General features: G+C 71.5%; 24 protein-coding genes. 5 read left to right on the top strand and 19 right to left on the bottom strand.

Annotated features, from left to right (window positions below):
• Positions 1–12: 12 nt before the first annotated feature.
• The 4 genes from ABT025_RS16875 to ABT025_RS16860 form a co-directional block, all read right to left on the bottom strand.
• Positions 13–966, bottom strand: coding sequence for a WxL protein peptidoglycan domain-containing protein (locus tag ABT025_RS16875; protein WP_350994620.1), 954 nt, complete (start codon positions 964–966; stop codon positions 13–15).
• A gap of 89 nt (positions 967–1,055) precedes the next feature.
• Positions 1,056–2,438 carry a WxL domain-containing protein gene (locus tag ABT025_RS16870; protein ID WP_350994618.1) on the bottom strand — a complete coding sequence of 461 codons (1,383 nt, stop codon included), beginning with the start codon at positions 2,436–2,438 and terminating at the stop codon, positions 1,056–1,058.
• Between the two features lie 215 nt (positions 2,439–2,653).
• Entirely contained in the window at positions 2,654–3,007 is a 354-nt protein-coding gene (locus ABT025_RS16865) for a cytidine deaminase-like protein (RefSeq protein ID WP_350994616.1), read from the bottom strand.
• Positions 3,008–3,061: 54 nt separating this feature from the next.
• A complete protein-coding gene (locus tag ABT025_RS16860; RefSeq protein ID WP_350994614.1) occupies positions 3,062–3,955 on the bottom strand; it encodes a helix-turn-helix transcriptional regulator in 894 nt (297 codons plus the stop codon).
• A gap of 101 nt (positions 3,956–4,056) precedes the next feature.
• Here ABT025_RS16860 and ABT025_RS16855 point away from each other — a divergent pair, with 101 nt between their 5' ends.
• Positions 4,057–5,475, top strand: a complete 1,419-nt coding sequence (locus tag ABT025_RS16855) for an MFS transporter (protein WP_350994612.1) — start codon at positions 4,057–4,059, stop codon at positions 5,473–5,475.
• A 160-nt stretch (positions 5,476–5,635) separates the two neighbouring features.
• Here ABT025_RS16855 and ABT025_RS16850 read toward each other — a convergent pair whose 3' ends face one another.
• Positions 5,636–6,232 carry a winged helix-turn-helix transcriptional regulator gene (locus tag ABT025_RS16850; protein WP_350994610.1) on the bottom strand — a complete coding sequence of 199 codons (597 nt, stop codon included), beginning with the start codon at positions 6,230–6,232 and terminating at the stop codon, positions 5,636–5,638.
• Positions 6,233–6,289: 57 nt separating this feature from the next.
• On the opposite strand from ABT025_RS16850, the gene ABT025_RS16845 reads away from it, so the two are divergent.
• Positions 6,290–6,937 carry a dihydrofolate reductase family protein gene (locus ABT025_RS16845; RefSeq protein WP_350994609.1) on the top strand — a complete coding sequence of 216 codons (648 nt, stop codon included), beginning with the start codon at positions 6,290–6,292 and terminating at the stop codon, positions 6,935–6,937.
• A gap of 21 nt (positions 6,938–6,958) precedes the next feature.
• Here the strand turns inward: ABT025_RS16845 and ABT025_RS16840 are convergent, their stop codons facing one another.
• The 5 genes from ABT025_RS16840 to ABT025_RS16820 all read right to left on the bottom strand — a co-directional run bounded on the left by ABT025_RS16840 (position 6,959) and on the right by ABT025_RS16820 (position 12,474).
• On the bottom strand, positions 6,959–7,312 hold the full coding sequence (locus ABT025_RS16840) for an MmcQ/YjbR family DNA-binding protein (RefSeq protein WP_350994607.1): 354 nt from the start codon (positions 7,310–7,312) through the stop codon (positions 6,959–6,961).
• A complete protein-coding gene (locus tag ABT025_RS16835) occupies positions 7,309–8,601 on the bottom strand; it encodes a hemolysin family protein (RefSeq protein ID WP_350994605.1) in 1,293 nt (430 codons plus the stop codon). Before ABT025_RS16835 ends, ABT025_RS16840 begins: the two co-directional genes overlap by 4 nt.
• Complete coding sequence (ybeY, locus tag ABT025_RS16830; RefSeq protein WP_326662361.1) at positions 8,598–9,095, bottom strand: rRNA maturation RNase YbeY; 498 nt, start codon at positions 9,093–9,095, stop codon at positions 8,598–8,600. Before ybeY ends, ABT025_RS16835 begins: the two co-directional genes overlap by 4 nt.
• Before the next feature lie 9 nt (positions 9,096–9,104).
• Positions 9,105–11,228: a PhoH family protein gene (locus ABT025_RS16825; protein ID WP_350994602.1), complete on the bottom strand. Its 2,124-nt coding sequence runs from the start codon at positions 11,226–11,228 to the stop codon at positions 9,105–9,107.
• A gap of 133 nt (positions 11,229–11,361) precedes the next feature.
• Complete coding sequence (locus ABT025_RS16820) at positions 11,362–12,474, bottom strand: carbohydrate kinase family protein (RefSeq protein WP_350994600.1); 1,113 nt, start codon at positions 12,472–12,474, stop codon at positions 11,362–11,364.
• Positions 12,475–12,842: 368 nt separating this feature from the next.
• Here ABT025_RS16820 and ABT025_RS16815 point away from each other — a divergent pair, with 368 nt between their 5' ends.
• On the top strand, positions 12,843–14,198 hold the full coding sequence (locus ABT025_RS16815; RefSeq protein WP_350994598.1) for an MFS transporter: 1,356 nt from the start codon (positions 12,843–12,845) through the stop codon (positions 14,196–14,198).
• Here the strand turns inward: ABT025_RS16815 and ABT025_RS16810 are convergent.
• The 9 genes from ABT025_RS16810 to hrcA form a co-directional block, all read right to left on the bottom strand.
• The gene (locus ABT025_RS16810; RefSeq protein ID WP_350994596.1) at positions 14,162–15,154 is read right to left on the bottom strand and encodes an adenosine deaminase; all 993 of its coding nucleotides are present in this window, start codon (positions 15,152–15,154) and stop codon (positions 14,162–14,164) included. The genes ABT025_RS16815 and ABT025_RS16810 overlap by 37 nt on opposite strands.
• Positions 15,155–15,190: 36 nt before the next feature.
• Positions 15,191–16,099, bottom strand: coding sequence for a ribonuclease Z (locus ABT025_RS16805; RefSeq protein ID WP_350994592.1), 909 nt, complete (start codon positions 16,097–16,099; stop codon positions 15,191–15,193).
• A 15-nt stretch (positions 16,100–16,114) separates the two neighbouring features.
• On the bottom strand, positions 16,115–16,474 hold the full coding sequence (locus ABT025_RS16800; RefSeq protein WP_350994590.1) for a histidine triad nucleotide-binding protein: 360 nt from the start codon (positions 16,472–16,474) through the stop codon (positions 16,115–16,117).
• Between the two features lie 148 nt (positions 16,475–16,622).
• Positions 16,623–19,838 (bottom strand): S41 family peptidase, encoded by a 3,216-nt coding sequence (locus tag ABT025_RS16795; protein ID WP_350994588.1) that lies wholly within the window; start codon positions 19,836–19,838, stop codon positions 16,623–16,625.
• A gap of 68 nt (positions 19,839–19,906) precedes the next feature.
• Complete coding sequence (locus ABT025_RS16790) at positions 19,907–20,350, bottom strand: hypothetical protein (RefSeq protein ID WP_502971961.1); 444 nt, start codon at positions 20,348–20,350, stop codon at positions 19,907–19,909.
• A gap of 183 nt (positions 20,351–20,533) precedes the next feature.
• Positions 20,534–21,280: a 16S rRNA (uracil(1498)-N(3))-methyltransferase gene (locus ABT025_RS16785; RefSeq protein ID WP_350994584.1), complete on the bottom strand. Its 747-nt coding sequence runs from the start codon at positions 21,278–21,280 to the stop codon at positions 20,534–20,536.
• Entirely contained in the window at positions 21,277–22,350 is a 1,074-nt protein-coding gene (locus ABT025_RS16780; protein WP_350994583.1) for a nitronate monooxygenase, read from the bottom strand. Before ABT025_RS16780 ends, ABT025_RS16785 begins: the two co-directional genes overlap by 4 nt.
• Before the next feature lie 125 nt (positions 22,351–22,475).
• Positions 22,476–23,612 carry a molecular chaperone DnaJ gene (gene dnaJ, locus ABT025_RS16775; RefSeq protein WP_219573124.1) on the bottom strand — a complete coding sequence of 379 codons (1,137 nt, stop codon included), beginning with the start codon at positions 23,610–23,612 and terminating at the stop codon, positions 22,476–22,478.
• The gene (gene hrcA / locus ABT025_RS16770; protein WP_219573125.1) at positions 23,613–24,629 is read right to left on the bottom strand and encodes a heat-inducible transcriptional repressor HrcA; all 1,017 of its coding nucleotides are present in this window, start codon (positions 24,627–24,629) and stop codon (positions 23,613–23,615) included.
• Positions 24,630–24,814: 185 nt separating this feature from the next.
• Here hrcA and ABT025_RS16765 point away from each other — a divergent pair, with 185 nt between their 5' ends.
• Both ABT025_RS16765 and ABT025_RS16760 read left to right on the top strand, forming a co-directional pair.
• A complete protein-coding gene (locus tag ABT025_RS16765) occupies positions 24,815–25,546 on the top strand; it encodes an MBL fold metallo-hydrolase (protein WP_350994580.1) in 732 nt (243 codons plus the stop codon).
• Positions 25,547–25,571: 25 nt separating this feature from the next.
• A complete protein-coding gene (locus ABT025_RS16760) occupies positions 25,572–26,393 on the top strand; it encodes a DUF3097 domain-containing protein (protein WP_350994578.1) in 822 nt (273 codons plus the stop codon).
• The last annotated feature ends 93 nt before the right edge of the window (positions 26,394–26,486 follow it).

The following is a 26,486-nucleotide window of genomic DNA, read 5'->3' as shown; positions in this document are numbered from 1 at the left end:
CGGACCCTCTTCTCAGGCCGTGCGAAGACGGTTCCGGCGTGACCGGATCCACAGTGCCGCGCCCCCGGCGGCGGCCGCCAGCAGCACCCCGGCGACCAGCCAGGGCAGCGCGAAGTACGAGACGGACGCGGACTCGCGGGTGTCGCGGGCGCTCGCGGTCAGCTTGATCTCGCCCCACTCCACCTGCGGCGCGCCCGACCACTCCTCGGTGAGCCGCACCTCTTGGCGGGGCAGCAGCTCGGAGGGGATGCGTTTGAGGTCGCGGGCCAGGAGGGTGCGGCCGAAGAGGCCCTCGGCCTTGAGGGCGACCTTGGGGCTGAGGGTGACGTTGCCGCGGTTGCGGAGCGTGTACGAGATGACGGCCCGGGACGTGCCCGTGCCCGGGACCAGCGGCTGGGTGTGCTCGACCGCCACGTCCTCGACGGAGAGCGCGGGCATCGTCGGCCCGTTGACGCGCAGGTAGATCCGGGCGCCGACCGCCTTCTGGATGCCGACGGCAACGGCGCCCGCGTCGGCGGGGTCGATGCGCTCGTCGAGGGCGACGAGCGCGCCGGGGTGGTCGCCCGGTTCGGCGTCATCGGGCACCTTGATCGTCACGGGCACGGTGACCGAGCCGTGCGGTTTCACGGTGACCCGGTCGCGCCCGGCCTTCGCCCAGGCTCCGACGGAGCGCTGCTTCTCGTTCTGCGTCCGGACCGCGAATCCGCCGTCGCGTGCGGTGTTGTACGCGTCGGCGGCGTACAGCCTGAAGGTCAGCGGCTCACCCGTCTTGTTGGTGACGGTCACCTTGTCGGTGAGGGTGGCGCCGGGGTCGGCGGAGAGGTAGAAGTACGGCCGCGTGCCCGCGTCGGCGGTGGCGGGGAAGACCGACCAGCTGCCGTTGTCGGCGGCGCCGGCCGTGGGCGCGCCGAGCAGGAGCAGGGCTGCGGACAGCAGGGACGACAGGAGAATGGACGACTTGCGCACGGTGCGGGCCCCCAGGTGCACGCTCGGGCGGGGTGGGCCGGCCGGGTGCGCGCCCGGCCCACCGGTTGATCAGTGACTGCCGCTCACGCTCACGTCAGGGTGAGCGTGAGCACGCCGGTGTACGCGCCGGCGGCGGTGAACGCCGGTACGTCCAGCGACAACTGGGCGTCGACGGTGAACTCACCGCCGGTGAACGCGCCGTCCGGCGTGGACGCCAGGGTGGCGCCCGCGCTGCCGACCGTTCCTTCGGACCCGGCCGCGCAGGTGCTCGGGCTGCCGGTCTTCGTGGCGCAGGCCGGACTCCAGCCGAGCGCGGACGCGCCGATCGTCGCCCCGCCCGGACCCGTGAAGTCGGTGACCTTGCCGGTCAGGGACCAGCCCGCGGGGCCGCCGCGGAAGTCCTTGACCGTCACCGTCTGCAGAGCGCCGGTGGAGGCGCCGCCCTGCCCGAAGTCGACCGCCGACAGTGCGACGGAGTCCCCGGCCTGGGTCATGGAGAGGGTGCCCGCCTTGACCGACGAGGTCAGCCGCTGGCTGCCGTCCGGGATCTCACCGCCGCCACCGGTGACGGTGTAGGCCTGGGGCCCCGCGCCCTTGGCGGCGTCCCAGCCCGCGCCCTCGTAGGCGACGATGCCGGTGGTCGCCGGGTCGTTGACGGTGAGCTGTCCGGTGAAGCCGCCCGAACCGTCGGCGGTGACCGTCGCGGTGTCACCGGTCTGGGCGTCCCCCGCCCGGCCGGCGAGCGTGACGGACGCGCCCTCGGTGAACTTCGACCCGGTCACGGTGACCTGGTCGCCGGCCGCCCCGGAGGCCGTACCGAGCTGGATGGCACGTTCGTTGACCTGGCCGCCGCCGTCCGTGGCGATGATCGTCTGGGAGACGGGGGCGGGCGGATCGGTGACCGTGCAGGGCGTGTCCAGCTCCATGATGTAGCTGGTGTGGATGTTGTAGTCGCCGGGCGAGAGCGTGATCTCACCGGGCGCGGTGACCGTGAAGGTGCCGGTCATGGAGAACGACGGGAAATCACCCTTGCCGGGCACCGGACCGTTCTTCTTCGGACCCGCCACCGTGACGTCGGCGGACTGCGCACCGCCGACGGTGACCTTGCCGGTCGGCGTCATGATGTCGGCGGGCAGCGCCAGGTCGACGGGGTTGCTCGCGGCGGGCTTGACGACGGTGTACGTCACCGTGACCGTGTCGCCGACCTTGGGGGCGGCGTTGTCGACGGTGATCTGGGCCGAGGTCGCCCCGTCGATCGGCGGGATGCCGGCGATGGCGGGCGGGATGCAGTGGGTCGGGAAGTCCACCGCGACCGAGGCTGTCGCGCTGGCCTGCGCGGGTCCGGCGAGCAGCCCTCCGCCGGTGACGACGAGCGCGCCGACACCGAGCGCGGCGGCCCAGCGGCGGCCGCGGTCGGGACGGTCCCGGCGACGGGACCTTCGGCTGTCGGATCTTCGAATGGCTTGGCGCATGGAGCCCCCTCCTGCGGGATCCGGCGCGGCGGCTCTTCCGCGCCGGCAGGGGGCCATTGATGGCTCCGGTACGGAAGAAGTCAATGGGATCGAAACGCGCTGACTGATGGGCCATCAGATGATGTCAAGATCCGTGTTTCCCGCACATCCTGTACGAACGCCCCGCGCCGGTGGGGCGCGGGGCGTTCGTACACACGATGGCGGTCCTGCGGAGGTCAGCCCGCCGTCACGGTGAGCCGCAGCACCCCGTCGGGCCCCGCGAGGAACACGGGTGTGCCGGCCCCGCCCAGGTCCCGTACCGCGGCCCTGTCCTCGTCGGAGAGGGTCTGTGCCGCGGAGACGACGGCGGCCGCCTCCAGCGACGTGGCCCCGCTGGCCACGGCCATCGCGACGGCCGTCCGGAGCGCGCTGAGCTTCAGCGACTCCAGCTCCACGGTTCCCGCCACGTACGTACGTCCGGTCTCGTCCCGCACGGCCGCACCTTCCGGCACACCGTTGCGGGCGCGGGCGCTGCGCGCCAGCGTGACGATCTTGCGGTCCTCGGCGCCGAGGTCGGTGCTATCGGTCATGTGCCGAGCATACGAAGTGCGGCGCCGGGCGCGGCACGCGGGAGCCCGGACCGCTCACGCCCGCACCCGGCGCATCGAACCGCGCCGGCCCTCGGGCGAGGCCAGCCACCGCAGCTTCTCCTCCGTGCCGGTGCCCGGCCACGGCATGTGCACCACGACCGCCAGGTCCGGGCGGGCCGGAATGCGCAGCTGGGTGGCCTCCAGGACCAGCTCGCCCACCGCCGGGTGGGCCAGCTCCTTGCGCATCTGCCCGCCCGGCGCGACGTCCCGCCGCGCCCACAGCTCCTCGAACTCGGGGCTGCGCTCCCTCGCCTCGGCCACGATCGCCCGGAACCCGTCGTCGTCGGGGCACTCCGCGCACGCGGCCCGGAACTGGGCGACGACACGGGCGGCGGTCTCCCACCACACCTTCTCCCCGCCCCGGTGGACCGGATCGGTGAAGAAGGCGATCACACAGTTCTGCGGACGGTCCGGCCGCAGCCCCATCACCATCGAGGCCGCGTCGTTGTAGAGGATGACGTTCCAGTACGCGTCCATGATCGAAGCCGGGAACGGCATCCAGCCGTCGAGCAGCCGCTGCAGTCCCTCGCACATGTCCGTGTGGGCCGGATCGACCTCGAGGGCGGGCGGGTTGAGCCCCGCCAGTACGTAGAGGTGACGGCGTTCGGCGCTGCTGAGCCGCAGTACCCGGGCGACGGAGTCGAGCACCTGGGGCGACACGGTGATGTCGCGGCCCTGCTCCAGCCACTGGTACCAGGAGACCCCCACCCCCGCGAGGACCGCGACCTCCTCGCGCCGCAGCCCCGGGGTGCGCCGCCGGGCGCCGCCGTCCGGGAGGCCCGCCTCGGCGGGGCTGACCCGCGCCCGCCTGCTCATCAGGAACTCCCGCAGCTCGCCGAGGCGATGCGCCTTGCCCGCGTCCGCCGCGATCCGGGCCGGTGTACCCACGTACTCCCCCTGGTTTCCGTGCCCGCGCCTGCCTGGTGGTGCTGCCAACAGGATAAGTTCCCGCTCCCCACGGATATTCCGACGGCCGCAGGCTCGTGCCCATGGCGATCGATTCACCCTCCCCCTCCCCCGCGGCTGTCACCGCTCCCGTCCCCGCGCCACCCGCCCCGGACCGGCTCTCCGGCCGGGCCCGGCTGGTCCTCCTCGTCCTGTGCGCCGCGCAGTTCATGGTGTCGCTCGACTTCTCCGTACTGAACGTGGCACTTCCCGTTCTCGGCGACGACCTAGGTCTGAGCCGGTCAGGACTTCAGTGGGCGATCACCGCCTTCGCCCTGCCGTCCGGCGGGTTCCTGCTGCTCTTCGGCCGGATCGCCGACCTCTACGGCCGCCGTCGGCTGTTCCTCACCGGCCTCGCCGTCTTCGGCGCGGCCTCGCTGCTCGCCACACTGGCCTGGAACCCGGCCGCCTTCCTCACCGGGCGGGCGCTCCAGGGGCTCGGCGCCGCGGCCATCGTGCCGACCGGCATGTCCCTGCTCACCACCACGTTCCCGGAGGGGCCGCTGCGGGACCGGGCGCTCGGCATCAGCGGCACCCTGCTCTCCCTCGGCTTCACCGTCGGCATGGTGGCCGGCGGCACCCTCACCGACACCCTCGGCTGGCGCTCCACGATGGGGCTGCTGACGCTGGCCGCGGTGGTCGTCCTCGCGGCGGCGCCCGCGCTGCTCACCGAGTCCCGTACGCCGGACAGGCCGCGGCTCGACGTCCCGGGTGCCGTGACGGTCACCGGTGGCCTCCTCGCGCTGATCTACGCCCTGTCCACGGCGGCCGAGCACGGCTTCGGGCGCCCGGACGTGCAGATCTCCCTGGCCGCCGGGGTCGGCCTGCTCGCCGCCTTCGCGGTCATCGAGTCGCGGGCGTCGGCCCCGCTGGTCTCGCTGCCGATGCTCCGCCGGCGCACGGTGGCCTTCGGCAATCTGGGCGGGCTGCTCACCTTCTCGATGATGAGCACCATCGTCTTCGTCCTGACCCTGTACCTCCAGGAGGTGCTGGACCTGTCGGCGTTCGGAACCGGGCTCGTCTTCGGGGTGCAGGGCGTCGCCTCGGTGGCAGCGGGCATGTACGCCCCGAAGGTCATCGGCCGGATCGGTGCCCGGCGCACCCTGTCCGTCTCCCTGCTGGGCCAGGGCCTGTTCATCGCGGCGCTGCTGGGGCTCGGCGCGGACTCGGGCGTCTGGCTGGCCACGGTCGCGGTCTCGATCGCCAGCATGTTCCACCTGGGCGCGATCATCGCGTACGGACTGACCGTCACATCGGGGGTGCCGAACGCGGAGCAGGGTTTGGCGACGGGGCTGGTCACCACGACCCAGCAGGTGGGGCTCACGGTCGGGATCCCGTTGCTCGGCGTGGTGGCGACGACCCAGGAGTCCCTGTTCGGTGGTGTACGGACCGTGATCGCGGTGGCGGCGGGTCTGCTGGTCGTCGCCGCGGGCGTGGTGGCCGCGGGGCTGCGGCGGGCCTGAGGGCTGTCCCGTAATCCGTGGTGGATCAGCGCGCGGCGTCGGATGCGGTGCATCGCAAGGCGGAGGAGCGTCCGCATACTGAACGTATTCGGACGTTCCGACAACGCGGCGAGGCGCCGTAGCCGTCGTCGCGCGCCCGCCAGGGATTACGGGACAGCCCTCAGGGCCTCTCGTCCGGATCATGCCGGGCCCGCGGGGTCCGGCCCGATCCGGACGGAAGACCCTGGCGGGCGGGCGTGTCCCGGGCGGCCGCCGCTTCGTAGGCGGCGGTCAGCTCCGCCAGCACTCCGTCCGTGCGGGCCGGCGCCCCGGTCAGATGGGTGGCGCGGAGTTCCGCCATGAACCGCTCCCACATCGGGGGGCCGCCGTCGGCCAGCAGCTCGGCCCGCACCGTCAGCTCCGGAGCCGTGTCCAGCCAGCGGGCACCCCAGGCGCCCAGCTGGGCCATCACCGGGACGAGCTGCACCGCAGCCTCGGTGAGGTGGTAGGCGACCTTCTGGCGATGGCTCGGGTCGTCGTTCCGGGTGAGCAGCCCCGCCTCGACGAGTTTCGCGAGGCGGTTGGCCAGGATGTTCGACGCGATGCCTTCCATGGAGGCGTTGAGCAGCTCGCGGAAGTGGGTGAGGCCTCCGAACATGATGTCGCGCAGCACGATCAGGCTCCAGCGGTCCCCGAGAAGCTCGACCGTCATGTTGATCGGGCAGCCGGACCTGCCCTGCGACACGGGCAGCTTTCCGGAGGGAACTGGTTGCAACATGGGAGCAGTCTAGATAGCTTACGAACCGGTTGCAGGTTGCAACCGGAAGGGGCTCCGATGAAACAGCTGGTCCGTGTCCAGAACTTCTGCGTGTCCCGCGACGGCTTCGGCGCCGGGGAGGGGCAGACGCTCGACCGCCCGTTCGGCCACGTCGACCCCGGCGCGCTCGTCTCCTGGGCCGGCGCGACGGCCCACTGGCCCAACCGGACCGATCCCGGGGGCACTCTCGGCCTGGACGACTACTTCACCCGCGACTTCACCAACAACATCGGCGCCGAGATCATGGGGCGCAACAAGTTCGGCCCGCAGCGCGGCCCCTGGGAGAACCACGACTGGGAGGGCTGGTGGGGCGAGGAGCCCCCGTTCCACACCCCGGTGTTCGTCCTCACCCATCACGAGCGCCCGTCGATCACCCTCGGGGACACCACGTTCCACTTCCTCGACGCGTCCCCGAAGGACGCGCTCGCCCGGGCCTTCGACGCAGCCGAGGGCAAGGACGTACGCATCGGCGGCGGTGTCGCCACGGTGCGGGAGTTCCTCGACGCCGACCTCGTCGACTCGCTGCACGTCGCCGTCTCGCCGGTCGAAATCGGCGCCGGAGAACGGCTGTGGGAGAGCCCCGAGGCGCTGACCGACCGTTTCCACCTGGAGAAGGTCCCGAGCCCGGGCAGCGACGTGGTGCACCACCTGCTCTGGCGGAAGTGACCGGCCCGGCCCCGGGCCGGCCTACGCCCGGTCGAGCCGCAGCCGCTCCGCCCGCGGCAGCTTCGCCACCACGAGGTCGTAGCTGTCCTCGATCAGCTCACGCAGCTTCGCGTCCGGCAGACCGCCGACCGTGACGGTGTTCCAGTGCCGCTTGTTCATGTGCCACCCCGGCGCCACGGCCTCGTACTCCTCCCGGAGCCGCACCGCGTCGTCGGGGTCGCACTTGAGGTTCACCGTCAGCGGCCGTGCGTCCAGCGTGCTCAGCGCGAACATCCTGCCGAGCACCTTGAAGACGGACGTCTCCGGCCCGAACGGGAACTCCTCCACGCTCGCGTTGAACCCCAGGCAGAACGCCCTCAGCCGCTGCGGTGTCATGCCGTCGCCTCCTCCTCGGGAGCCACCGGCTCCACCAGCACCGTGACGATCTTGTTCCGCCGGCCCGCCGGGGACTCCGCGGTCAGCCGCAGCCGCCGCCCGTCGGGGAGCTCGACCTGGGACGAGGCACCCGCGATCGGAACCCGGCCCAACGCCTTCGCGAGCAGGCCTCCGACGGTCTCCACGTCCTCGTCGTCGTACTCGTCGAGGCCGAACAGCTCGCCGAGGTCACCGATGTCCAGCCGGGCCGTCACCCGGAAGCAGCCGTTCTCCAGCGCCTGGACCGGCGGGAGCTCACGGTCGTACTCGTCGGTGATCTCGCCGACGATCTCCTCCAGGATGTCCTCGATCGTGACGATGCCCGCGGTGCCGCCGTACTCGTCGATGACGACGGCTACGTGGCTGCGGTCCTGCTGCATCTCCCTCAGCAGGTCACCGGCGTTCTTCGTGTCGGGCACGAACGCCGCCGGACGCATCGCGGTGGAGACCAGGTCCGCCTCGGAGTCCCGGTTGATGTGCGTCTTGCGGACCAGGTCCTTGAGATAGACGATCCCGACGATGTCGTCCTCGTTCTCCCCGGTGACGGGGATCCGCGAGAAACCGGAACGCAGCGCCAGGGTCAGCGCCTGCCGGATCGTCTTGTAGCGCTCGATGCAGACCAGGTCGGTACGCGGCACCATCACCTCGCGCACGAGCGTGTCACCAAGCTCGAAGACGGAGTGCACCATGCGGCGCTCCTCGTCCTCGATCAGCGACTCCTGCTCGGCGAGGTCGACCATCGCCCGCAGCTCGGCCTCGCTGGCGAACGGACCCTTGCGGAAACCCTTGCCCGGCGTCAGCGCGTTGCCGATGAGGATCAGCAGCTGCGGAATCGGCCCCATGATCCGGGCCAGCGGCAGCAGGACGTACGCCGCCGCCGTGGCCGTGTTCAGCGGGTGCTGACGGCCGATGGTGCGCGGCGAGACACCGATGGCGACATAGGAGACGAGGACCATCACGCCCATGGCGACGGCCAGCGCCTGCCAGGTCTCCGGGAACTCCTTCAGGCAGGCGTACGTGACGAGCACCCCGGCCGCCATCTCGCAGGCGACCCGCACCAGCAGGGCGACGTTGAGATAGCGCGTCGGATCGGCCGCGACCTGTTCCAGCTTGTCGCTGCCGCGCCGCCCCGAGCGGACCGCCTCGGCGGCCCGGAAGCTCGACGTACGCGCGATGCCGGCCTCGGCGCAGGCCGCCAGCCAGCCGACGACGACCAACAGGACGACCCCGAAGACGAGAGGCAGGCTCACGAGACGGTGGGTGCGGGCGACGGGCCGGTCATGCCGTGCTCGCCGCGCCAGCCGTCCACGATCGCCGCCTGAAGACCGAACATCTCGGCCTTCTCATCGGGCTCCTCGTGGTCGTAGCCGAGCAGGTGCAGCACCCCGTGAACGGTGAGGAGCTGGAGCTCCTCGTCCATGGAGTGCTGCGTCTCGGCGTCCTCGCCCTGCTTCTTGGCGACCTCCGGGCAGAGCACGATGTCACCGAGGAGCCCCTGCGGGGGCTCCTCGTCGTCCTTGGCCGGCGGACGCAGCTCGTCCATCGGGAAGGACATGACATCCGTCGGGCCCGGCAGGTCCATCCACTGGATGTGGAGCTGCTCCATGGCGGCGGAGTCCACCACGATCACCGAGAGTTCGGAGAGCGGGTGGATCCTCATCCGCGCGAGCGCATAGCGGGCGATGTCGAGGATCGCCTGCTCGTCGACCTCGGTTCCGGACTCGTTGTTGACGTCGATCGACATGGTGCGCTGCTACTGCTTCCCGTTGCGTCGGCCCTGGCCCTTGCCGGCCTGGCCGTCCTGGTCGCTGTCGTACTTCTCGTACGCGTCGACGATACGGCCGACCAGCTTGTGCCGGACGACATCCTGGGAGGTGAGCCGGGAGAAGTGCACGTCGTCGATGCCCTCCAGGATGTCCTGGACCTGACGCAGACCGCTCTTGGTGCCGTTGGGCAGGTCGACCTGGGTGACGTCACCCGTGACGACGATCTTCGAGTCGAAGCCGAGCCGGGTCAGGAACATCTTCATCTGCTCGGCGCTGGTGTTCTGCGCCTCGTCCAGGATGATGAAGGCGTCGTTGAGGGTGTTGTGGGTCAGCAGGTAGTCCTGGGTGACATACAGCGAGTCCTCCGCCGCCACCTGGATGCACACGGCCTCCTCGCGACCGGCCGGCTCGATGCTGTCGATGAAGCGCGCCGGCCGGCCACCGCCGCCTGCTGCGTGATACTCCGCCGTCTTGCGGGTGAGGCGGAAGGGCTCGATGCCCTCGGGGAGCCGGATGTCGACGATGTGGGAGTCGTGGCGGTGCTCACCCAAAGCGGTCCCCTGCTTACGGTCCTCGGCAAGCCGACGGCGCGTGTAGGCAACGCCGCCGAGCGACCGAACCAGCGAGATCACGTCATCACACAGCAGGATGGATGCCGTCGAGAACTGAACTCGACAGGTACGACCTGCCTGGGTAACCGGTCCGCCATCCGAATCAAGAAGACCTTGGAGAACAGCCAGACGAACCTCTGCCGTGTTGAGGAGATAGTCGTCCGGAATGAACTTCGAAACCGACCGGGTGCCAAGCAGGTCCAACTCACGTAGAACGCTCGTGACCGGATTGACCACCGCAACCGAGCCGGGCACCTCGCCCGGCGCCGGAATACGGTTGAGGAAGTAGTCGTACCGCTTTCGATGGCGCAGCTTGACCCCGGGCAGCGCAGCCTCCAGCGCTGAGACCAGTTCGGGATCAGTTGTGGTGAACGAAGGCGTCGTGGAACCAGTCAGACACCCGTCGCCAAGCAGCAGGCCCAGCGCGTAGGGATCCATCGGAACCTCGCGCTGAGGAAATTCCACCGGTTCCGTGAGCATCGGGAGTTCGTATCGACGATGATCCGCGGCGCGCAGATTACCGATCATGTCCTGCGTTTCCATAACCCGCCACGGCTTGTCGCGGCGGGCGTCATCACGCGTCCTGACCGTCCACAGGTGCTCACCGCAGCACAGTGTCCAGGAACCGTCCTGCGCAGTGAGGCGGTAAATGTCTTTCTCACCCTGCGGATACACACCGAGAACTGGGGTCGGCTCGCCGTTGGAACCCATGACCAGGTCGCCGACCTGAAGGTCACCGATCGGGCGCCAGCCCTCGGGAGTCAGCACGTTGGTAAAGACTGGCTGGCTGCGGCCACGCATGTACGCCAGCGGCGCCACCTCGATCGTGCCCGCCGCCATCAGCCGCGGGATCGAGTCCGGGTCGAGCATGTCGTGCAGGGCGTCGTAGAGCGGGCGCAGATACGGGTCGATCTTGTCGAAGAGCGTGCCGGGCAGGAAGCCGAGCCGCTCACCGGCCTCGACCGCCGGGCGGGTCAGGATGATCCGGCTGACCTGCTTGGACTGCAGGGCCTGGACGGCCTTGGCCATGGCCAGATACGTCTTGCCGGTACCGGCGGGGCCGATGCCGAAGACGATCGTGTGCTTGTCGATCGCGTCGACGTACCGCTTCTGGTTGAGCGTCTTGGGGCGGATCGTGCGGCCGCGGCTGGAGAGGATGTTCTGCGTGAGCACCTCGGCCGGGGTCTCGGTGCCGTCGGCCTGTCCGGTGTCGGTGGCCCTGAGCATCGCGATCGAACGTTCCACAGCGTCCTCCGTCATCGGCTGACCGGTGCGGAGCACCAGCACCATCTCGTCGAACAGGCGCTGGATCAGCGCGATGTCCGCCGTGCTGCCCGTCGCAGTAATGTCATTGCCCCGGACGTGGATGTCGGCCGCCGGGAACGCCGCTTCGATCACGCGCAGCAGCGAGTCGCCCGATCCCAGGAGCATCACCATGGGGTGTGCGGCCGGGATGCTGATGTGGGCACGCGCCTGCGGCTGTGTGGGTGTCTGAGTCATGGGCCGGCCCTCGGGCCTGCACATACCTCCCGTTGCAGGGTTCTCGCTGCTCGAAAACCTCGTGTGCACCAAGCCTACGACTCCGTACTGACAACACCGAGAGGTTTTCGCGGGCGGGAACGCGGCTGTCGGGTTACGGACGGAAGCCGATCGTCGGGACGGCCCGGCGCAGCGGCCAGGGGCGGGTGGCCGCGGGGAGCAGGTCCTGGAGGAAGGCGTACCGCTGGAGTGCGGCCGGGTCCTGGTCGCTGACGGTACGGATCCGCTGCCACCAGGCGGCGATCTCCGCCCAGCCGGGGGCGGAGAGCGAGCCGCCGAACTCCTGGACCGAGAGGGCCGCGGTGAGACCGGCGAACGCGAGGCGGTCGGCGAGCGGCCAGTTGGCGAGGGTGCCGGTGACGAAGCCGGCCACGAAGACGTCGCCCGCGCCGGTCGGGTCCAGGGCCTCGACCGCGATCGCGGGGACCTCGGCGGTGGTCCCGGTGGCCGCGTCGACCGCGTAGGCGCCCTCGGCGCCGAGGGTGACGACGGCGAGCGGGACCCGCTCGGCGAGGGCGTGCGCGGCGGCGCGGGGGCAGTCGGTGCGGGTGTAGCGCATGGCCTCCTCGGCGTTGGGGAGGAAGGCCTGGCAGTGCTTCAGGTCGGTCAGGCCGTCCAGGTCCCAGCGGCCGGTCTCGTCCCAGCCGACGTCGGCGAAGACCACGGCCCCCTGGCGGGCCGCCGTGGCGACCCAGGGTTCGCTGCGGCCGGGGGCGAGCGAGGCGATGGCGGCCCTGGCCCGGGGCGGGCACCGGGGGGCGGCGGTGGCGGGGGCTCCCGTGGAGGCGAACGCGGGCGGGGGCGGGGCCTCGTGGCCGTGCGAGACCATCGTCCGCTCGCCCTCGTACGCCATCGAGACGGTCACCGGGGAGTGCCAGCCGCGGACGGTGTGCGACAGGGACAGGTCGATGCCCTCACCCTGGGCGAGGGCGTCCCAGCAGTACTCACCGTAGTGGTCGTCGCCGAACGCGGCGGCGAGTGAGGTGCGGAGGCCGAGGCGGGCGAGCGCGGTGGCCATGTTGGCGACGCCGCCGGGGCTGGATCCCATGCCGCGGGCCCAGGACTCGGTGCCGCGCACCGGGGCGCTGTCCAGGCCGGTGAAGATGATGTCGAGGAAGACCGTGCCGGTGAGGAAGACGTCGCAGTCGGGGTCCTGCGGCGCGCGCAGCCCGTCCAGTGGGTCGATGGCTGGGATGTCGGTGCTCACCTTGCACTCCCCGGTCGTGGCGGTTCCGGCCAGTGTGCCCGACTCCCGGGTGCGTGCGCCGGGTCCGCGCCGGGTCTCTGCGGTTCTTCACACCCGGAGGCTGACCTGCATAAACATGCGCTGGTACCCGCATAGAAACACACCAAACGCATAAGTGACGCAGCTCACAGCATGGCGGCTTTCGGTCGACCGGGAGCACTTGATACAAATTGGCCCGCGACCACCGTTGGTGACCTAACCGACGAGTGTGCCGAACCCCCGCATTTTCAGCTTTTCTCGTAGTTCTCGCAGTTCTCTCATTTTTCGCAGTTCTCGCATTGCCCCCCTCTGCCTTCTCCGCCTCTTCTGGCATGTCTTCAGGAACGCCCATGTCCTCGCGCCCTCGCGCCGCGTGGCCTCTGGTTGCCGTGTTCACCGCCGGTTACCTCGCCGCCTATCTCCTCCCCACCATCGTGGGACGGCTCTCCGTCTATCTGGGCCTCAGCACGGCGCAGGCCGGTCTGGTCGGCAGCGCCCTGCTGCTGAGTTCGGCCTCGGCCGGCTTCTGCCTGGCGGGCCGCGTCGAGACGTACGGGCCGCGCAGGCCGGCCCGGCTCGGCCTGGTGCTGGCCGTGCTGGGGTACGGCTGCGCCGCGCTGGCGGGTTCCGTGCCGCTGGTGGTCCTGGGAGCCATGGTCGGCGGTTTCGGCTCCGGTACGGCGACCGCGGTGGCCGCGGCGGGCATCGCAGCCCAGCGCGACCCGCACCGGACGTCGTCCCTGGGGCTGTTGAGCGTCTCGGCCACCGCGGGCGCCCTGTATCTGACGATCCCGCACCTGGGCGGCGGCCACCGGCTCCCGTTCGCGTCGATCGCGCTGGTCGCTCTCCTCGTCTGGCCGGCCACCTCCCGGCTCGGCAGCCCCGTCCCGGCCGGTCCGGCCGTCCCCGCGTCGGGACGGCTGCCGCACCGCCGCTCGGGCCTGGTGCTGGCGGGCGGCATGCTCGTCTGGTCCATGGCGCAGAACGCGTTGTGGGGGGTCAGCAGCCGCATCGGCGTGGACCAGGTCGGGCTCTCCGAGGTCACCATCGGCGCGGTGTTCGCCGCCGCGCTCGGCGCCGGTCTGCTCGGCGTGATGGGCGCCGGGATGCTGGGCGCCAGGCTCGGCCGGGCGGTGCCGATCGGTCTGGGCACCGTCGTGATCGCGGCGAGCATCGTGCTCAGCTCGTCGGCAGGCAGCCTCGGCTCGTTCGCGACCGGCGAGATCCTGTGGAACACCGTCTACCCGGTGGTCCTGTCGTATCTGATCGGCCTGGCCGCGTCCCTGGACGTGCGCGGGCGCTGGGCGGTCCTGGCGGGCTCGGCCTCATCGGTCGGCGTGGCCTGCGGTCCGGTGCTCGGCAGCGTGCTGTCCGAGGGGGCCGGCTTCCCGGTGATGGGGCTGATCCTGGGCGCCGTGACCCTGCTGGTCGCGGTTCCGGTGACGGCGGTCGCGCTGCACACCGGTGGGCGTCCGCTGGTGCCGGGTTCGGTGCGCCGCAGGGGCGGCGCTCCGGCGGCCCTGCTCGCGGTCACCACCGGTGCGGTGCCCGGCGCGGTACCGAAGCTGGGCGCGCCCGAGCAGGCCGTCACGGAGATAAGCCTGCCCGCGCTGCGCCGTCGGCGTCTGGTCAGGAGTGCGTTCCGGACGGCCGGCCCGTCGGGTGGCGGTCAGTCGAACGCGTACGCCTCGACCTCGGACAGGTAGCGCGCCCTGCGCTCCTCGTCGTGGTCGAGGAAGGCCGCCTCGAAGGAGTTGCGGGCCAGGGTGCGCAGCTGCTCGCGCTCCAGGCCGAGCGCCTCATGGACCGCGTGGAAGGTGTCTCCGACGTATCCGCCGAAGTAGGCGGGGTCGTCGGAGTTCACCGTGCAGAGCAGCCCGGCGTCCATCATGGCCCGCAGCGGGTGCTCCTCCAGCGTGTCGATGGCGCGCAGCCGTACGTTGGACAGCGGGCAGAGGGTGAGCGGCACCCGGTCGGCGGCCAGCCGCTTCACGAGTTCCGGGTCCTCCATGCAGCGCAGTCCGTGGTCGATGCGCTCCACGCCGAGCACGTCGAGCGCCTCGGTGATGTACGCCGGCGGCCCCTCCTCGCCCGCGTGGGCGACCTTGCGCAGTCCGAGCGCCCCGGCCGCGGCGTACACCTCGCGGAACTTGGCGGGCGGGTGGCCGACCTCGGCGGAGTCCAGACCGACGGCGCTGATCCGGTGCAGGTACGGCTTCGCGGCCTCCAGGGTCTCCAGCGCCGATTCGGCGGACTGGTCGCGCAGGAAGCACATGATCAGCTGGGTGGAGATGCCGTGCTTCTCCTCGCTGCGCTCCAGCGCACGGCCGAGCCCCTCGACGACCGTGCCGATGGCCACGCCGCGGGCGGTGTGCGCCTGCGGGTCGAAGAAGATCTCGGCGTGGCGCACGCCCTGGGCGGCGGCGCGGGTGAGGTAGGCGTCGGCGAGTTCGGTGAAGTCGTCCTCGGTCCGCAGCACCGCCATCAGCGCGTAGTACAGGTCGAGGAAGGTCTGCAGGTCGTCGAAGAGGTAGGCGGTGCGCAGCTCCTCGGTGTCCGCGTAGGGCAGCCGCACGCCGTTGCGTGCGGCGAGCGCGAAGGCCAGCTCGGGTTCGAGGGTTCCTTCGATGTGGAGGTGGAGTTCTGCTTTGGGGAGATGCACGGTGTTCTCACTTACGCATGGCGGTGCTGTTACGTGTCACGGGTGGCGGCTCGGTACCGGGACCCGGATCAGGTCCTGGGCAATGGTCAGTTCGCCCTCGAACCCGGCCGCCCGGGCCTGGGTCTCGAAGACTTCCGGATCCGGGTAGCGCTGGGAGAAGTGGGTGAGCACGAGGTGCCGTACACCCGCTTCCCGCGCGACCCGGGCGGCCTGTCCGGCGGTCAGGTGGCCGTGGTCGGCGGCCAGTGTTCTGTCCTCGTCGAGGAAGGTCGACTCGATGACCAGCATGTCGCACCCCTCGGCGAGCACGTACACGCCGTCGCACAGCCTCGTGTCCATGATGAACGCGAACCGCTGTCCGCGCCTGTGCTCGGAGACGTCGTCGAGGGTGACACCACCGAGGGTGCCCTCGCGCTGGAGCCGGCCGATGTCCGGTCCCGCGATGCCGTGCTCGGCGAGTTTCGCGGGCAGCATGCGCCGCCCGTCGGGCTCGACGAGCCGGTAGCCGTACGACTCGACGGGGTGCGAGAGCCTGTGGCTGCCGAGGGTGTACGCGTCCGTGGTGGCCAGCGGCCCGTCGGCGGCGACCGGGGCCTCGGTCAGTTCGACGGATTCCCGGTAGGCGGTGGCGTACCGCAGCCGTTCGAAGAAGTGCTGTCCGCTCGCCGGGTAGTGCGCGACGACGGGGTGCGGGACCTGGTCGAGGTTGATCCGCTGGATCACCCCGGCGAGGCCCAGCGAGTGGTCGCCGTGGAAGTGCGTGACGCAGATCCGGTCGATGTCGTGCGCGGCGACGCCGGCCCGCAGCATCTGGCGCTGGGTGCCCTCGCCGGGGTCGAAGAGGATGCCCTCGCCGTCCCAGCGCAGCAGGTAGCCGTTGTGGTTGCGGTGCCGGGTCGGGACCTGGCTGGCGGTGCCGAGGACGACGAGTTCACGTGACGACATGGGATGCGGCCGTCGCTAGCCGGGGGGCCACTGGAGACCGCGGCCGCCCAGGACGTGGGCGTGCGCGTGGAAGACGGTCTGCCCGGCTCCGGCACCGGTGTTGAACACGACCCGGTATCCGGTCTCGTCGACCTTCTCGTCGGCGGCGACGTGTCCGGCCTCGCTCAGGACGTCGGCGAGGATCTGCGGTTCCGCGGCGGCGAGGGACGCGGCGTCGGGGTGGTGGACGCGCGGGATGACCAGGACGTGGGTGGGGGCCTGGGGGTTGATGTCGCGGAAGGCCACCGTGGTGTCGGTCTCCCGGACGATGGTGGCCGGGATCTCGCCCGAGACGATCTTGCAGAACAGGCAGTCGGGCTGCGGTTCTCCTGCCATGGGGTTGCTCCTCTGTCTCGGTGATCCGTTACGGGGCAGCCTAGCGGGGCGCCCGGCCCCTGCGTCGTTCGAGGCGCGGGGTCCGGGGTCCAGCGGGGGCGCTGCCACCGCTGAACCCCGGACCTCGGCCGCCGGAGAGACCTGAAGCTCACTCCGGCAGTGTCGGCGCCACCTTCGCGGGCGTGCGGGTCAGCGACTCCAGTGCGATCCGGATCGCCTCGTCCAGCTGCGGGTCCCGGGCCGCCACGTGGTCCTGCGGCGCCATGACGACCTCGACATCGGGATCGACGCCGTGGTTCTCGACGCCCCAGCCGTATCCCTCCAGCCAGAAGGCGTACTTGGGCTGGGTGACCAGCGTGCCGTCGACGAGCCGGTACCGGCTGTCGATGCCCACCACGCCGCCCCAGGTGCGTACGCCGACCACGGGGCCGATGTTCAGCGCCTTGATCGCCGCGTTCACGATGTCGCCGTCCGAGCCGGAGAACTCGTTCGCGACGGCCACGACCGGACCGCGCGGCGCGTCGCCCGGGTAGCTGGAGGGCAGCATGCCGCGGGGCAGGTCCCAGCCGACGATGCGGCGGGCCAGCTTCTCCACCACCAGCTGGGAGGTGTGGCCGCCACGGTTCTCCCGCACGTCCACGACCAGTCCCTCGCGGGCGACCTCGGTGCGCAGGTCGCGGTGGATCTGGGCCCAGCCGGAGCCGACCATGTCGGGGACGTGGAGGTAGCCGAGCCGCCCGCCGGACTGCTCGTGCACGTACGCGCGCCGGTCGGCGACCCACGCGTGGTAGCGCAGCGCCTCCTCGTCGGCGATCGGCACGACGACGACGTGGCGCGGATCGCCGCCGTCGACCGGTGAGACGGTCAGCTCGACGGGTTTGCCCGCCGAGCCGGTGAGCAGCGGCGCGGGGCCGGTGAGCGGGTCGACGGGGTGGCCGTCGACGGCCACGATCACGTCACCCGTACGGACGGCGACGCCGGGTGCGGCGAGCGGCGCCCGGGCGGCCGGGTCCGAGGTCTCGGACGGCAGGATGCGGTCGATGCGCCAGTTCCCGTCGTCGTCGCGGGAGAGGTCGGCGCCGAGCAGTCCCTGCCGGGCGGAGTCGTCGCGCCAGCCGCCGGGCGGGGTCACATAGGCGTGCGAGGTGCCGAGTTCGCCCTGGACCTCCCACAGGAGGTCGATGAGGTCGTCGTGGGTGGCGACGCGCTCAAGGACGGGCCGGTAGCGGTCCAGGACGCCGTCCCAGTCGATGCCGCCCATGTCGGGGCGCCAGAAGTTGTCCCGCATGATGCGGCCGGCCTCGTCGTACATCTGGCGCCATTCGGCGGCCGGGTCGAGGGTGCGGCGGACACGGGAGAGGTCGACGGTGATGTTGTTGTCGTCGCTGTCGTCGTCGGAGCCCCCGGACACCCGGCTGTCGGACGGGACGACACGCAGCTTGCCGTGGCTGTGCAGGACGAGGCGCTTGCCGTCGCCGCTGACCGCGAACCGGCTGATGTCGGAGGCGAGTTCCTCGCAGCGCAGCTTCTCCAGGTCGTACCGCTCCAGGACGGGCTCGGGGTGGCGGGCGTCGGGGGTGGGGGCGCTCGTGCCGAGGACCCCGGTGACCGGGTGGCGCAGCCACAGCAGCCCGTCCTTCGCGGCCCGCAGCGAGGAGTAGCTGGCGGCCTCGACGGGCAGCGGCACGATCCGGTCGGCGAGGCCGTCCAGGTCGATGCGGGTGACGGGGAGCGCGGTGGGGTTGTCCTCGCCGTCGCCGCCCTTCTCCTTCTCCGTCGGGCGGCCGTGGAGCTGTGGTCCGAACGGGGACGGGGTGGTCGCGGCGAGCGTCAGCAGGTGCGGCCGGCAGGCTCCGATGAACGCCAGGTCGAAGACGTGGGAGTCGTAGATCGGGTCGAAGGCCCGCTCGGAGAGGAACGCCAGGTGCTTGCCGTCGGCCGTGAAGGCGGGCGCGAAGTCCCGGAAGCGCAGCGGGGTGGCCTCGGACACCGACAGGTCGGCGAGGTGCGCGAGCTTGAGCCGGCTGAGCGGTTCGGGGCCGGGGTGCGACCAGGCGAGCCAGGCGGAGTCGGGCGAGAAGACGAGGCCGGAGGCGTCGCCGTGCTCGCTGCGGTCGACCTCGTGGACCTCGCCGCTCTCCCGCTCCACGACGAGGACGCGCCCGTCGTGGGCGGCGACGGCGAAGCGGCTGCCGTCGGGTGCGGGGACCAGGTCGAGGACCCGGCCGATCCGGCCCGCGGCCAGGCGGCGGGGTACGGCGCCGGGGCCGGTCCCGGTGGCCGGTGCGCACTCCAGCGCGTCGTCGCCCTCGGCGTCGGTGACCCAGACGACGTGCTGGTCGCCGTCGGCCTGGAAGGTGTGCGGCAGCCTGGCCCGTACGCCGGGCTCGACGGCGAGCGCGCGGGCCGGGCCCTCGCGGTGGGTGACCCAGTGGACGGCGCCGCGGGACCCGACGGCGCTGCCGCGGCCGGTGCGGTCGGGCGACGCGGTGTGCAGGTGGCTGCCGGCGTGCACGGAGTGCGGCTGGAGGTCGGCGCGCTGACCTCCGAGCCTGATGTCGAGGCGGCGGGGGCCGTCGCTCTCCAGGCTGTCCAGGAGCCACAGTTCGCCGGCGGACGCGTAGGCGACGCGGGTGCCGTCCGTGGTGGCGTGCCGGGCGTAGAAGCCCTCGATGCCGGTGTGCCGGCGCAGGCCGGTGCCGTCGGGGAGGGAGGAGTAGAGCGCGCCGACGCCTTCGTGGTCGGAGAGGAAGGCGATGCGGTCGCCGACCCACATCGGGCACTCGATGTTGCCGTCGATGTCCTCGTGGACGCGTACGAACTCCGCCGGGTCCCCCTCGGCCGCGATCCAGAGCTTGCCCGCGGTGCCGCCCCGGTAGCGCTTCCAGGTGGCGGCCTCGCGCCCCATCGTGGCCGAGAGCAGCAGGACCCGGCCGCCGGGACCGTACGCGAGGGAGCCGACCGGTCCGTACGGGAGGGTCCGTGCGGGACCTCCGTCGACCGGGACGGCGCGGGCCCAGCTGCGCCGGAGCGAGACCTGGCCCTGGGTACTGGTGACCAGCACGTCGCCGTCCGGTGTCCAGCCGCGTACGGCGGTCCGCGCGTCGCCCCAGTGGGTCAGCCGCCGGGAGGGGCCGCCGTCGACGGGGGCGACGTGTACCTCGGGTGCCCCGTCCCGGGTGGACGTCCACGCGACGAGGGTGCCGTCGGGAGATATCCGCGGCTGGGTGACGGGGCGGTTGTCGGCGCTGACACGCCAGGCTCGGCCGCCGTCGAGCGGCGCGAGCCAGACATCGTCCTCGGCGGTGAAGGCGATCGAGTCGCCCTGGACATGGGGATAGCGGAGGTAGGAAGGCTGTGTCACAACGATCAGCCTAGGCCGCGGCCGTGGCCGGCGGAACGATGTTGGCCGGAGTCCGCCGTCCGGGCGGCTCACTTCCCCTGGGGGTGTTCGGTGACCGTGACGGTCACGGTCACCGTCGGCCGGACTCCTCCCCCGCCACCGCTGCCGGCGCCCCCGTCGGCCGGTGCGGAAGTCGGGGGCGGTGCCTCGCAGTTGCCCAGCAGGGTGGCCCGGAACACGGTCCGGGCGCCGGCCTTCGCGGTCAGGTCACCGCGTACGCACCGGCCGTCGACCGCCTGGCGGACCTGGCCGGTGATCTTTATGTCCCGGCCGTCCTTCGTCCTGCCGCTGCAGTCGACGTCGGCGACGCGGCGCGTGGAGGCGGTGGCCGAACCGGCCCGCGCGGACGGCGTCTTCGCCCCGTCCCCTTCCACCTTCGCCGTGCAGGTCAGCCACTGGACCCGCACGCCTTCGTGCTCCAGGGCGCTGGTGGCGGTGCGGTCCGTGGTCACGGCGATGGACGCGGTGTTCAGCCCGTCCACGGGTTCGCAGGCGGCGAGGCCCGCGACTACTGCGGCCGCGAGGCAGATCACGGCCGGAAAGCGACGGGTCCTTCGGCGGCCCCATGCCCTTGATGTCCCCATACGGGCAGCTTCCCACCACTCCTGACGCAGCGGTAGACCGCTTGCGGCCACAACTGCCCCGGAGAAGGGCCTCTACGACCAGCGGCCCGTGCGTCCCAGCAGCAGCGCAGTCGCCGCGGTACCCGCGGTCGACGTGCGCAGCACCGTCGGTCCGAGGCGGCAGGTCCGGGCGCCGGCGGCGGCGAACACGGCCAGCTCCTCGGGCGAGACGCCGCCTTCAGGCCCTACGACCAGCACGATCTCGCCCGCGTCGGGCAGGTCGACAGCGGCCAGCGGTTCGCTGTCGTGTCCCCGGTCCTCGTGCAGCACGGCAGCGAAGTCGGCCGTGGCCAGAAGTGCGGCAACCTGCTTGGTCGTTGCCGCGTCCGCCACGTCGGGGAACCGGACCCGGCGCGACTGCTTGCCGGCCTCACGGGCCGTATTGCGCCACTTCGCAAGGGACTTGAGGCCTCGGTCGCCCTTCCACTGGGTGATGCAGCGCGCGGCCTGCCACGGCACGACCGCATCGACGCCGGTCTCCGTCATCGTCTCGACGGCGACCTCGCCGCGGTCCCCCTTGGGCAGCGCCTGGACGACGGTGATACGGACGCCTGGCCGGGGTTCCTCGTGGACGGACTCCAGGCCGGCGATCACCAGCCGGTCCTTGCCCTCGGCGGCGCTCACGACGCCTTCCGCCCAGCGACCCAGGCCATCCGTCAGGACGACTTCCTCACCGGCGTGCAGGCGTTTCACGGAGACGGCGTGCCGCCCCTCTGGCCCTTCCAGAACGAAGCCCGGCCCCTGCGGCATCCGGTCGACGACGAAGACGGGTGCCGTCACTGTGTACTCCTTGTGCTCACTGCCGTCCGTGCGGCGTCCAGTTCCTCGGCCAGCAGCCTGACCAGCCGGCCGGCGGGCAGCTCGCGCGCCATCCGGTGCCCCTGCCCCGCCCACAGTGCCATGCCCTGCGCGTCCCCGGCCTTGGCCGCCGCCTTGCGCAGCGCCGCGGTCAGCTGGTGCACCTGAGGATAGGCGGCGGGGGCGTACGGTCCGTGCTCGCGCACGAAACGGTTGACCAGGCCGCGGGCCGGGCGCCCGGAGAACGCCCGGGTCAGGGTGGTGCGGACGAACAGCGGATTGGTGAGGGCCTGCTTGTGCAGGAGGTGGGCGCCCGACTCGGGGCCGGCCAGGAAGGCGGTGCCGAGCTGTGCGGCATCGCCGCCCGCCGCCAGCACCGCGGCGATCTGGGAGCCGCGCATGATCCCGCCCGCGGCGATGATCGGTATCTGCACGGTCTCGCGCACCTGGGCCACCAGGCAGAGCAGCCCGGTCCCGGTACCGTCGGTCTGCGGATCGTCGCGGAACGTGGACTGGTGGCCGCCCGCCTCGATGCCCTGGGCGCAGACGGCGTCGGCGCCCGCCCACTGGGCGGCCTGGGCCTCCTCGGGCGAGGTGACCGTGACGACGGTGTACGTACCCACCGCGGCGAACGCGTCGAGGGTGTCGCGGGAGGGGCAGCCGAAAGTGAAGGAGACGACCGGGACGGGGTCCTCCAGCAGGATGGCGAGCTTCGCCTCGTAGCCGTCGTCGCCGCCGGTGTCGGTGTCGCCGAGCGGGGTCTCGTACCAGGAGGTCTCACCCGCGAGCTGGTGCCGGTACACCTCGACGGCGGCCGGGTCGGCGAGGTTCGGCTGCGGCATGAAGAGATTGACGCCGAAGGGCTGGCCGGTGAGCCCGCGCACCTGCTTGACCTCGTTGTACATGCCGTCCGTCGTCTTGTACCCGGCGGCCAGGAAGCCGAGTCCGCCGGCCTCGGCGACAGCCGCGACGAGCTGCGGACAGGAGACTCCGCCCGCCATCGGGGCCTGCACGATCGGATACCGGCAGAGATCGGTCAACGCGGATGACATGACCGCATCGTGTCATGTCCCCCGTGTCCGGTGATGCGCACCCCGCTGCCACGTTTTGTCCGCAATGCGGTACGGGCCCGGAAACCGGGCCCGTACGACATCGTTGCGCGACTCGGCCGCAGGCCCTAGCGGCCGTTGAACGCGTCCTTCAGCCGCGAGAACAGCCCCTGCTGCCCGGGCTGGAACTGGCCGGTGGGCCGCTCCTCGCCGCGCAGTTTCGACAGCTCGCGCAGAAGGCGCTCCTGCTCCGGGTCCATCTTCGTCGGGGTCATCACCTCGACGTGCACGATCAGGTCGCCGCGCCCGCCGCCTCGCAGGTGCGTGATGCCGCGCCCGTGCAGCGGGACGGACTGGCCGGACTGGGTGCCCGGCCGGATGTCGACCTCCTCCAGCCCGTCGAGCGTCTCCAGCGGCACCTTGGTGCCGAGGGCCGCCGCCGTCATCGGGATGGTGACCGTGCAGTGCAGATCGTCGCCGCGCCGCTGGAACACGGCGTGCGGCAGCTCGTGGATCTCGACGTAGAGATCACCGGCCGGGCCGCCGCCGGGGCCGACCTCGCCCTCGCCCGCGAGCTGGATGCGGGTGCCGTTGTCCACACCCGCGGGGATCTTCACGGTGAGCGTGCGCCGCGAGCGGATGCGGCCGTCACCGGCGCACTCCGGGCACGGCGTCGGCACGACCGTGCCGAAGCCCTGGCACTGGGGGCAGGGCCGCGACGTCATGACCTGGCCGAGGAACGACCGCGTGACCTGCGAGACCTCGCCGCGGCCGCGGCACATGTCACAGGTCTGGGCGGAGGTGCCGGGCGCGGCGCCCTCACCGCTGCAGGTCGTACAGACGACGGCCGTGTCGACCTGGATGTCCTTGGTCGTACCGAAGGCCGACTCGGAGAGGTCGATCTCCAGCCGGATCATGGCGTCCTGGCCGCGACGGGTGCGCGAACGGGGTCCGCGCTGCGACGCCGTACCGAAGAACGCGTCCATGATGTCGGAGAAGTTGCCGAAGCCGCCCTGTCCGAATCCGCCCGCGCCACCACCTCCGGAGGCGGACAACGGGTCGCCGCCGAGGTCGTAGACCTGCTTCTTCTGAGCGTCCGACAACACCTCGTAAGCGGCGTTGATCTCCTTGAACCGCTCCTGGGTCTTCGGATCGGGGTTCACATCCGGGTGCAGCTCGCGGGCGAGCCTCCGGAAGGCCTTCTTGATCTCGTCCTGCGAAGCGTCGCGGCGCACGCCGAGTACGGCGTAGTAGTCCGTGGCCACTTACGACTCCGCCAGGATCTGTCCGACGTAACGTGCCACTGCGCGTACCGCTCCCATCGTTCCGGGGTAGTCCATGCGGGTCGGTCCGACCACGCCGAGTTTGGCGACTGCCTCGTCGCCCGAACCGTAGCCGACCGCGACGACGGACGTGGAGTTGAGCCCCTCGTGGGCGTTCTCGTGCCCGATACGTACGGTCATGCCCGAGTCCTTGGCCTCGCCGAGCAGCTTCAGCAGCACGACCTGCTCCTCCAACGCCTCCAGCACCGGCCGGATCATCACAGGGAAGTCGTGCCCGAAGCGGGTGAGGTTGGAGGTGCCGCCGATCATCAGCCGCTCCTCCGTCTCCTCGACAAGGCATTCGAGCAGGATCGAGAGCACGGTGGACACGGTTCCCCGGTCCTCGCTCTCGAAGGATTCCGGCAGGTCCTGCACCAGCTGCGGAACGTCCGCGAAACGGCGTCCCACGACCCGGCTGTTGAGCCGCGCCCGCAGATCGGCGAGAGAGGTCTCGCCGAACGGTGCGGGGCAGTCGACCAGCCGCTGTTCGACCCGGCCGGTGTCCGTGATCAGCACGAGCATCAGCCGGGCGGGGGCCAGGGACAGCAGTTCCACGTGCCGCACCGTCGAGCGGGTCAGCGAGGGGTACTGCACGACGGCGACCTGCCGGGTCAGCTGCGCGAGCAGCCGTACGGTACGTCCCACGACATCGTCGAGGTCGACCGCGCCGTCGAGGAAATTCTGAATGGCACGGCGCTCCGGCGACGACAGGGGCTTGACGCCCGCGAGCTTGTCGACGAAGAGCCGGTAACCCTTGTCCGTCGGGATGCGTCCCGCGCTGGTGTGCGGCTGGGCGATGAAGCCCTCGTCCTCCAGCACCGCCATGTCGTTGCGGACGGTGGCCGGGGAGACCCCCAGCTTGTGCCGCTCCGTGAGCGCCTTGGAGCCGACGGGCTCCTCGGTGCCGACATAGTCCTGGACGATGGCGCGCAGCACTTCGAGTCTGCGTTCGCTGAGCATCGCGCACACCTCCAGCTGTGTACCTCGGTGGTTCTCGGGCCGTTCCCGGGTCTTCTCCTGGCACTCTGTGCGTACGAGTGCCAGCAATCCCCCGGCCAGTGTACGGCGACGGGGTAGCCCCCTAGCAAGGGCGACCGGCCACGCTACCGCGAGACTGCGCAGGTCGTTGCCGATAGCGTCGTCGTATGGACGCCTCTTGGGAAGAGTTCGGCTGGGAGCGACTCGGACACGGAGTGGGCCGGCGACGCCTTCCGGTGTGGGATGCAACGGTCGCCCTCGTCGCCGGGACCGACGGAGTGCTGCTCTGCGACACCGGGTCGTCACTCCGTGAAGCGGTGGAGGTACGCACCCAGGCACAGGCGCTGCTGGGCCGAAGGGTGACGCATATCGCACTCAGCCACCCCCACTTCGATCATGTGCTGGGCACGGCGGCCTTCGCCGGGACACAGGTGTACGGCGCGGTGGGCACGGCGGATCTGCTGCGGCGAGGGGCGGACGAGTTGCACGCCGACGCGGTACGGCACGGTCTGCCCGAGCACGACGCGGCGGAGTCGGCCGATGTGCTGGTGGCGCCCCGTCACGAGGTGTGCGCCGAATGGACGCTCGACCTGGGCGGCGGGCGCGAGGTGCAGCTCGTGAACGCCGGTCCGGCGCACAGCGGTCACGACCTGGCGGTGCTGGTCCCGGGCGTCCCCGGCTCCCCCGCGATCGTGTTCTGCGGCGATCTGGTCGAGGAGTCCGGTGAGCCCCAGGCGGGCCCGGACGCCTTTCCCGCACGCTGGCCGGCGGCGCTGGACCGGCTGCTGGAGCTGGGCGGCGAGGACGCGCTGTACGTGCCGGGGCACGGGGCCGTGGTGGACGCCGCGTTCGTCCGGGCCCAACGCGACGGCCTTGCCGTCCGGTTCGGCGTGTCGTAGACCGTTCCCCGCTTATCGTCGTCCGATGCGCAGCTACCAGCCGGACCTGACCCCGCCGTGGAAGAAGTCCGCCCCCGTCCCCGAGGTGCCCGCCGAGCCCGATCTGGTCGTGGAGGACGTCGCCACCGGCTTCTGCGGTGCGGTGATCCGGTGCGAGAAGACGGCCGAGGGCCCGACGGTGACTCTGGAGGACCGCTTCGGCAAGCACCGGGTCTTCCCGATGGCGCCGCGCGGCTTCCTGCTGGAGGGCCGGGTCGTCACGCTGGTGCGCCCGTCGGCGGGCGGCCCGGTCCGGCCGGCCCGTACGGCCTCCGGCTCGGTGGCGGTGCCCGAGGCGCGGGCCCGGGTGGCGCGGGCGGGGCGGATCTACGTGGAGGGCCGGCACGACGCCGAGCTGGTGGAGCGGGTCTGGGGCGACGACCTGCGCATCGAGGGCGTGGTCGTGGAGTACCTGGAGGGCATCGACGACCTTCCCGCGATCGTGCGCGAGTTCTCACCGGGTCCGGACGCGCGTCTGGGGGTACTGGTCGACCATCTCGTACCGGGCTCCAAGGAGTCCCGGATCGCGGCACAGATCTCGGACGGGAACGTCCTGGTGGTCGGCCACCCGTACATCGACGTGTGGGAGGCCGTGAAGCCGTCCTCCGTCGGGATCCCCGGATGGCCGGTGGTGCCGCGGGGGCAGGACTGGAAGACGGGTGTGTGCCGGTCGCTGGGGTGGCCGGAGAACACGGGTGCGGCCTGGCAGCACATCCTGTCCCGGGTGAGGTCCTACAAGGACCTGGAGCCGGAGCTGCTGGGATGTGTGGAGCATCTCATCGACTTCGTGACGGCCCCTGCCGAGTAGGCCCGGCCTGCCTGCCGTCTCGGCCCACCCCCGCAGGCCAGTTCCCCCAGGCCACCGCCGCAACAGCCCTGTGCCGTCTCGGCCCACCCCCGC

Source organism: Streptomyces sp. NPDC002809 (assembly GCF_040295435.1).
GTDB lineage: Bacteria > Actinomycetota > Actinomycetes > Streptomycetales > Streptomycetaceae > Streptomyces.
Note: the sequence above shows the minus strand (reverse complement) of the source record. Positions and strands in the feature narration are given on the sequence as shown.

What these genes read in the sequence shown, in the direction of transcription:
- ABT025_RS16870 (WP_350994618.1), bottom strand. Translation starts at nt 2,438, where the DNA reads ATGCGCCAAGCCATTCGAAGATCCGACAGCCGAAGGTCCCGTCGCCGG.
- ABT025_RS16865 (WP_350994616.1), bottom strand. Translation starts at nt 3,007, where the DNA reads ATGACCGATAGCACCGACCTCGGCGCCGAGGACCGCAAGATCGTCACG.
- ABT025_RS16855 (WP_350994612.1), top strand. Translation starts at nt 4,057, where the DNA reads ATGGCGATCGATTCACCCTCCCCCTCCCCCGCGGCTGTCACCGCTCCC.
- ABT025_RS16850 (WP_350994610.1), bottom strand. Translation starts at nt 6,232, where the DNA reads ATGTTGCAACCAGTTCCCTCCGGAAAGCTGCCCGTGTCGCAGGGCAGG.
- ABT025_RS16845 (WP_350994609.1), top strand. Translation starts at nt 6,290, where the DNA reads ATGAAACAGCTGGTCCGTGTCCAGAACTTCTGCGTGTCCCGCGACGGC.
- ABT025_RS16840 (WP_350994607.1), bottom strand. Translation starts at nt 7,312, where the DNA reads ATGACACCGCAGCGGCTGAGGGCGTTCTGCCTGGGGTTCAACGCGAGC.
- ybeY (WP_326662361.1), bottom strand. Translation starts at nt 9,095, where the DNA reads ATGTCGATCGACGTCAACAACGAGTCCGGAACCGAGGTCGACGAGCAG.
- ABT025_RS16825 (WP_350994602.1), bottom strand. Translation starts at nt 11,228, where the DNA reads ATGACTCAGACACCCACACAGCCGCAGGCGCGTGCCCACATCAGCATC.
- ABT025_RS16815 (WP_350994598.1), top strand. Translation starts at nt 12,843, where the DNA reads ATGTCCTCGCGCCCTCGCGCCGCGTGGCCTCTGGTTGCCGTGTTCACC.
- ABT025_RS16805 (WP_350994592.1), bottom strand. Translation starts at nt 16,099, where the DNA reads ATGTCGTCACGTGAACTCGTCGTCCTCGGCACCGCCAGCCAGGTCCCG.
- ABT025_RS16800 (WP_350994590.1), bottom strand. Translation starts at nt 16,474, where the DNA reads ATGGCAGGAGAACCGCAGCCCGACTGCCTGTTCTGCAAGATCGTCTCG.
- ABT025_RS16780 (WP_350994583.1), bottom strand. Translation starts at nt 22,350, where the DNA reads ATGTCATCCGCGTTGACCGATCTCTGCCGGTATCCGATCGTGCAGGCC.
- hrcA (WP_219573125.1), bottom strand. Translation starts at nt 24,629, where the DNA reads ATGCTCAGCGAACGCAGACTCGAAGTGCTGCGCGCCATCGTCCAGGAC.
- ABT025_RS16765 (WP_350994580.1), top strand. Translation starts at nt 24,815, where the DNA reads ATGGACGCCTCTTGGGAAGAGTTCGGCTGGGAGCGACTCGGACACGGA.
- ABT025_RS16760 (WP_350994578.1), top strand. Translation starts at nt 25,572, where the DNA reads ATGCGCAGCTACCAGCCGGACCTGACCCCGCCGTGGAAGAAGTCCGCC.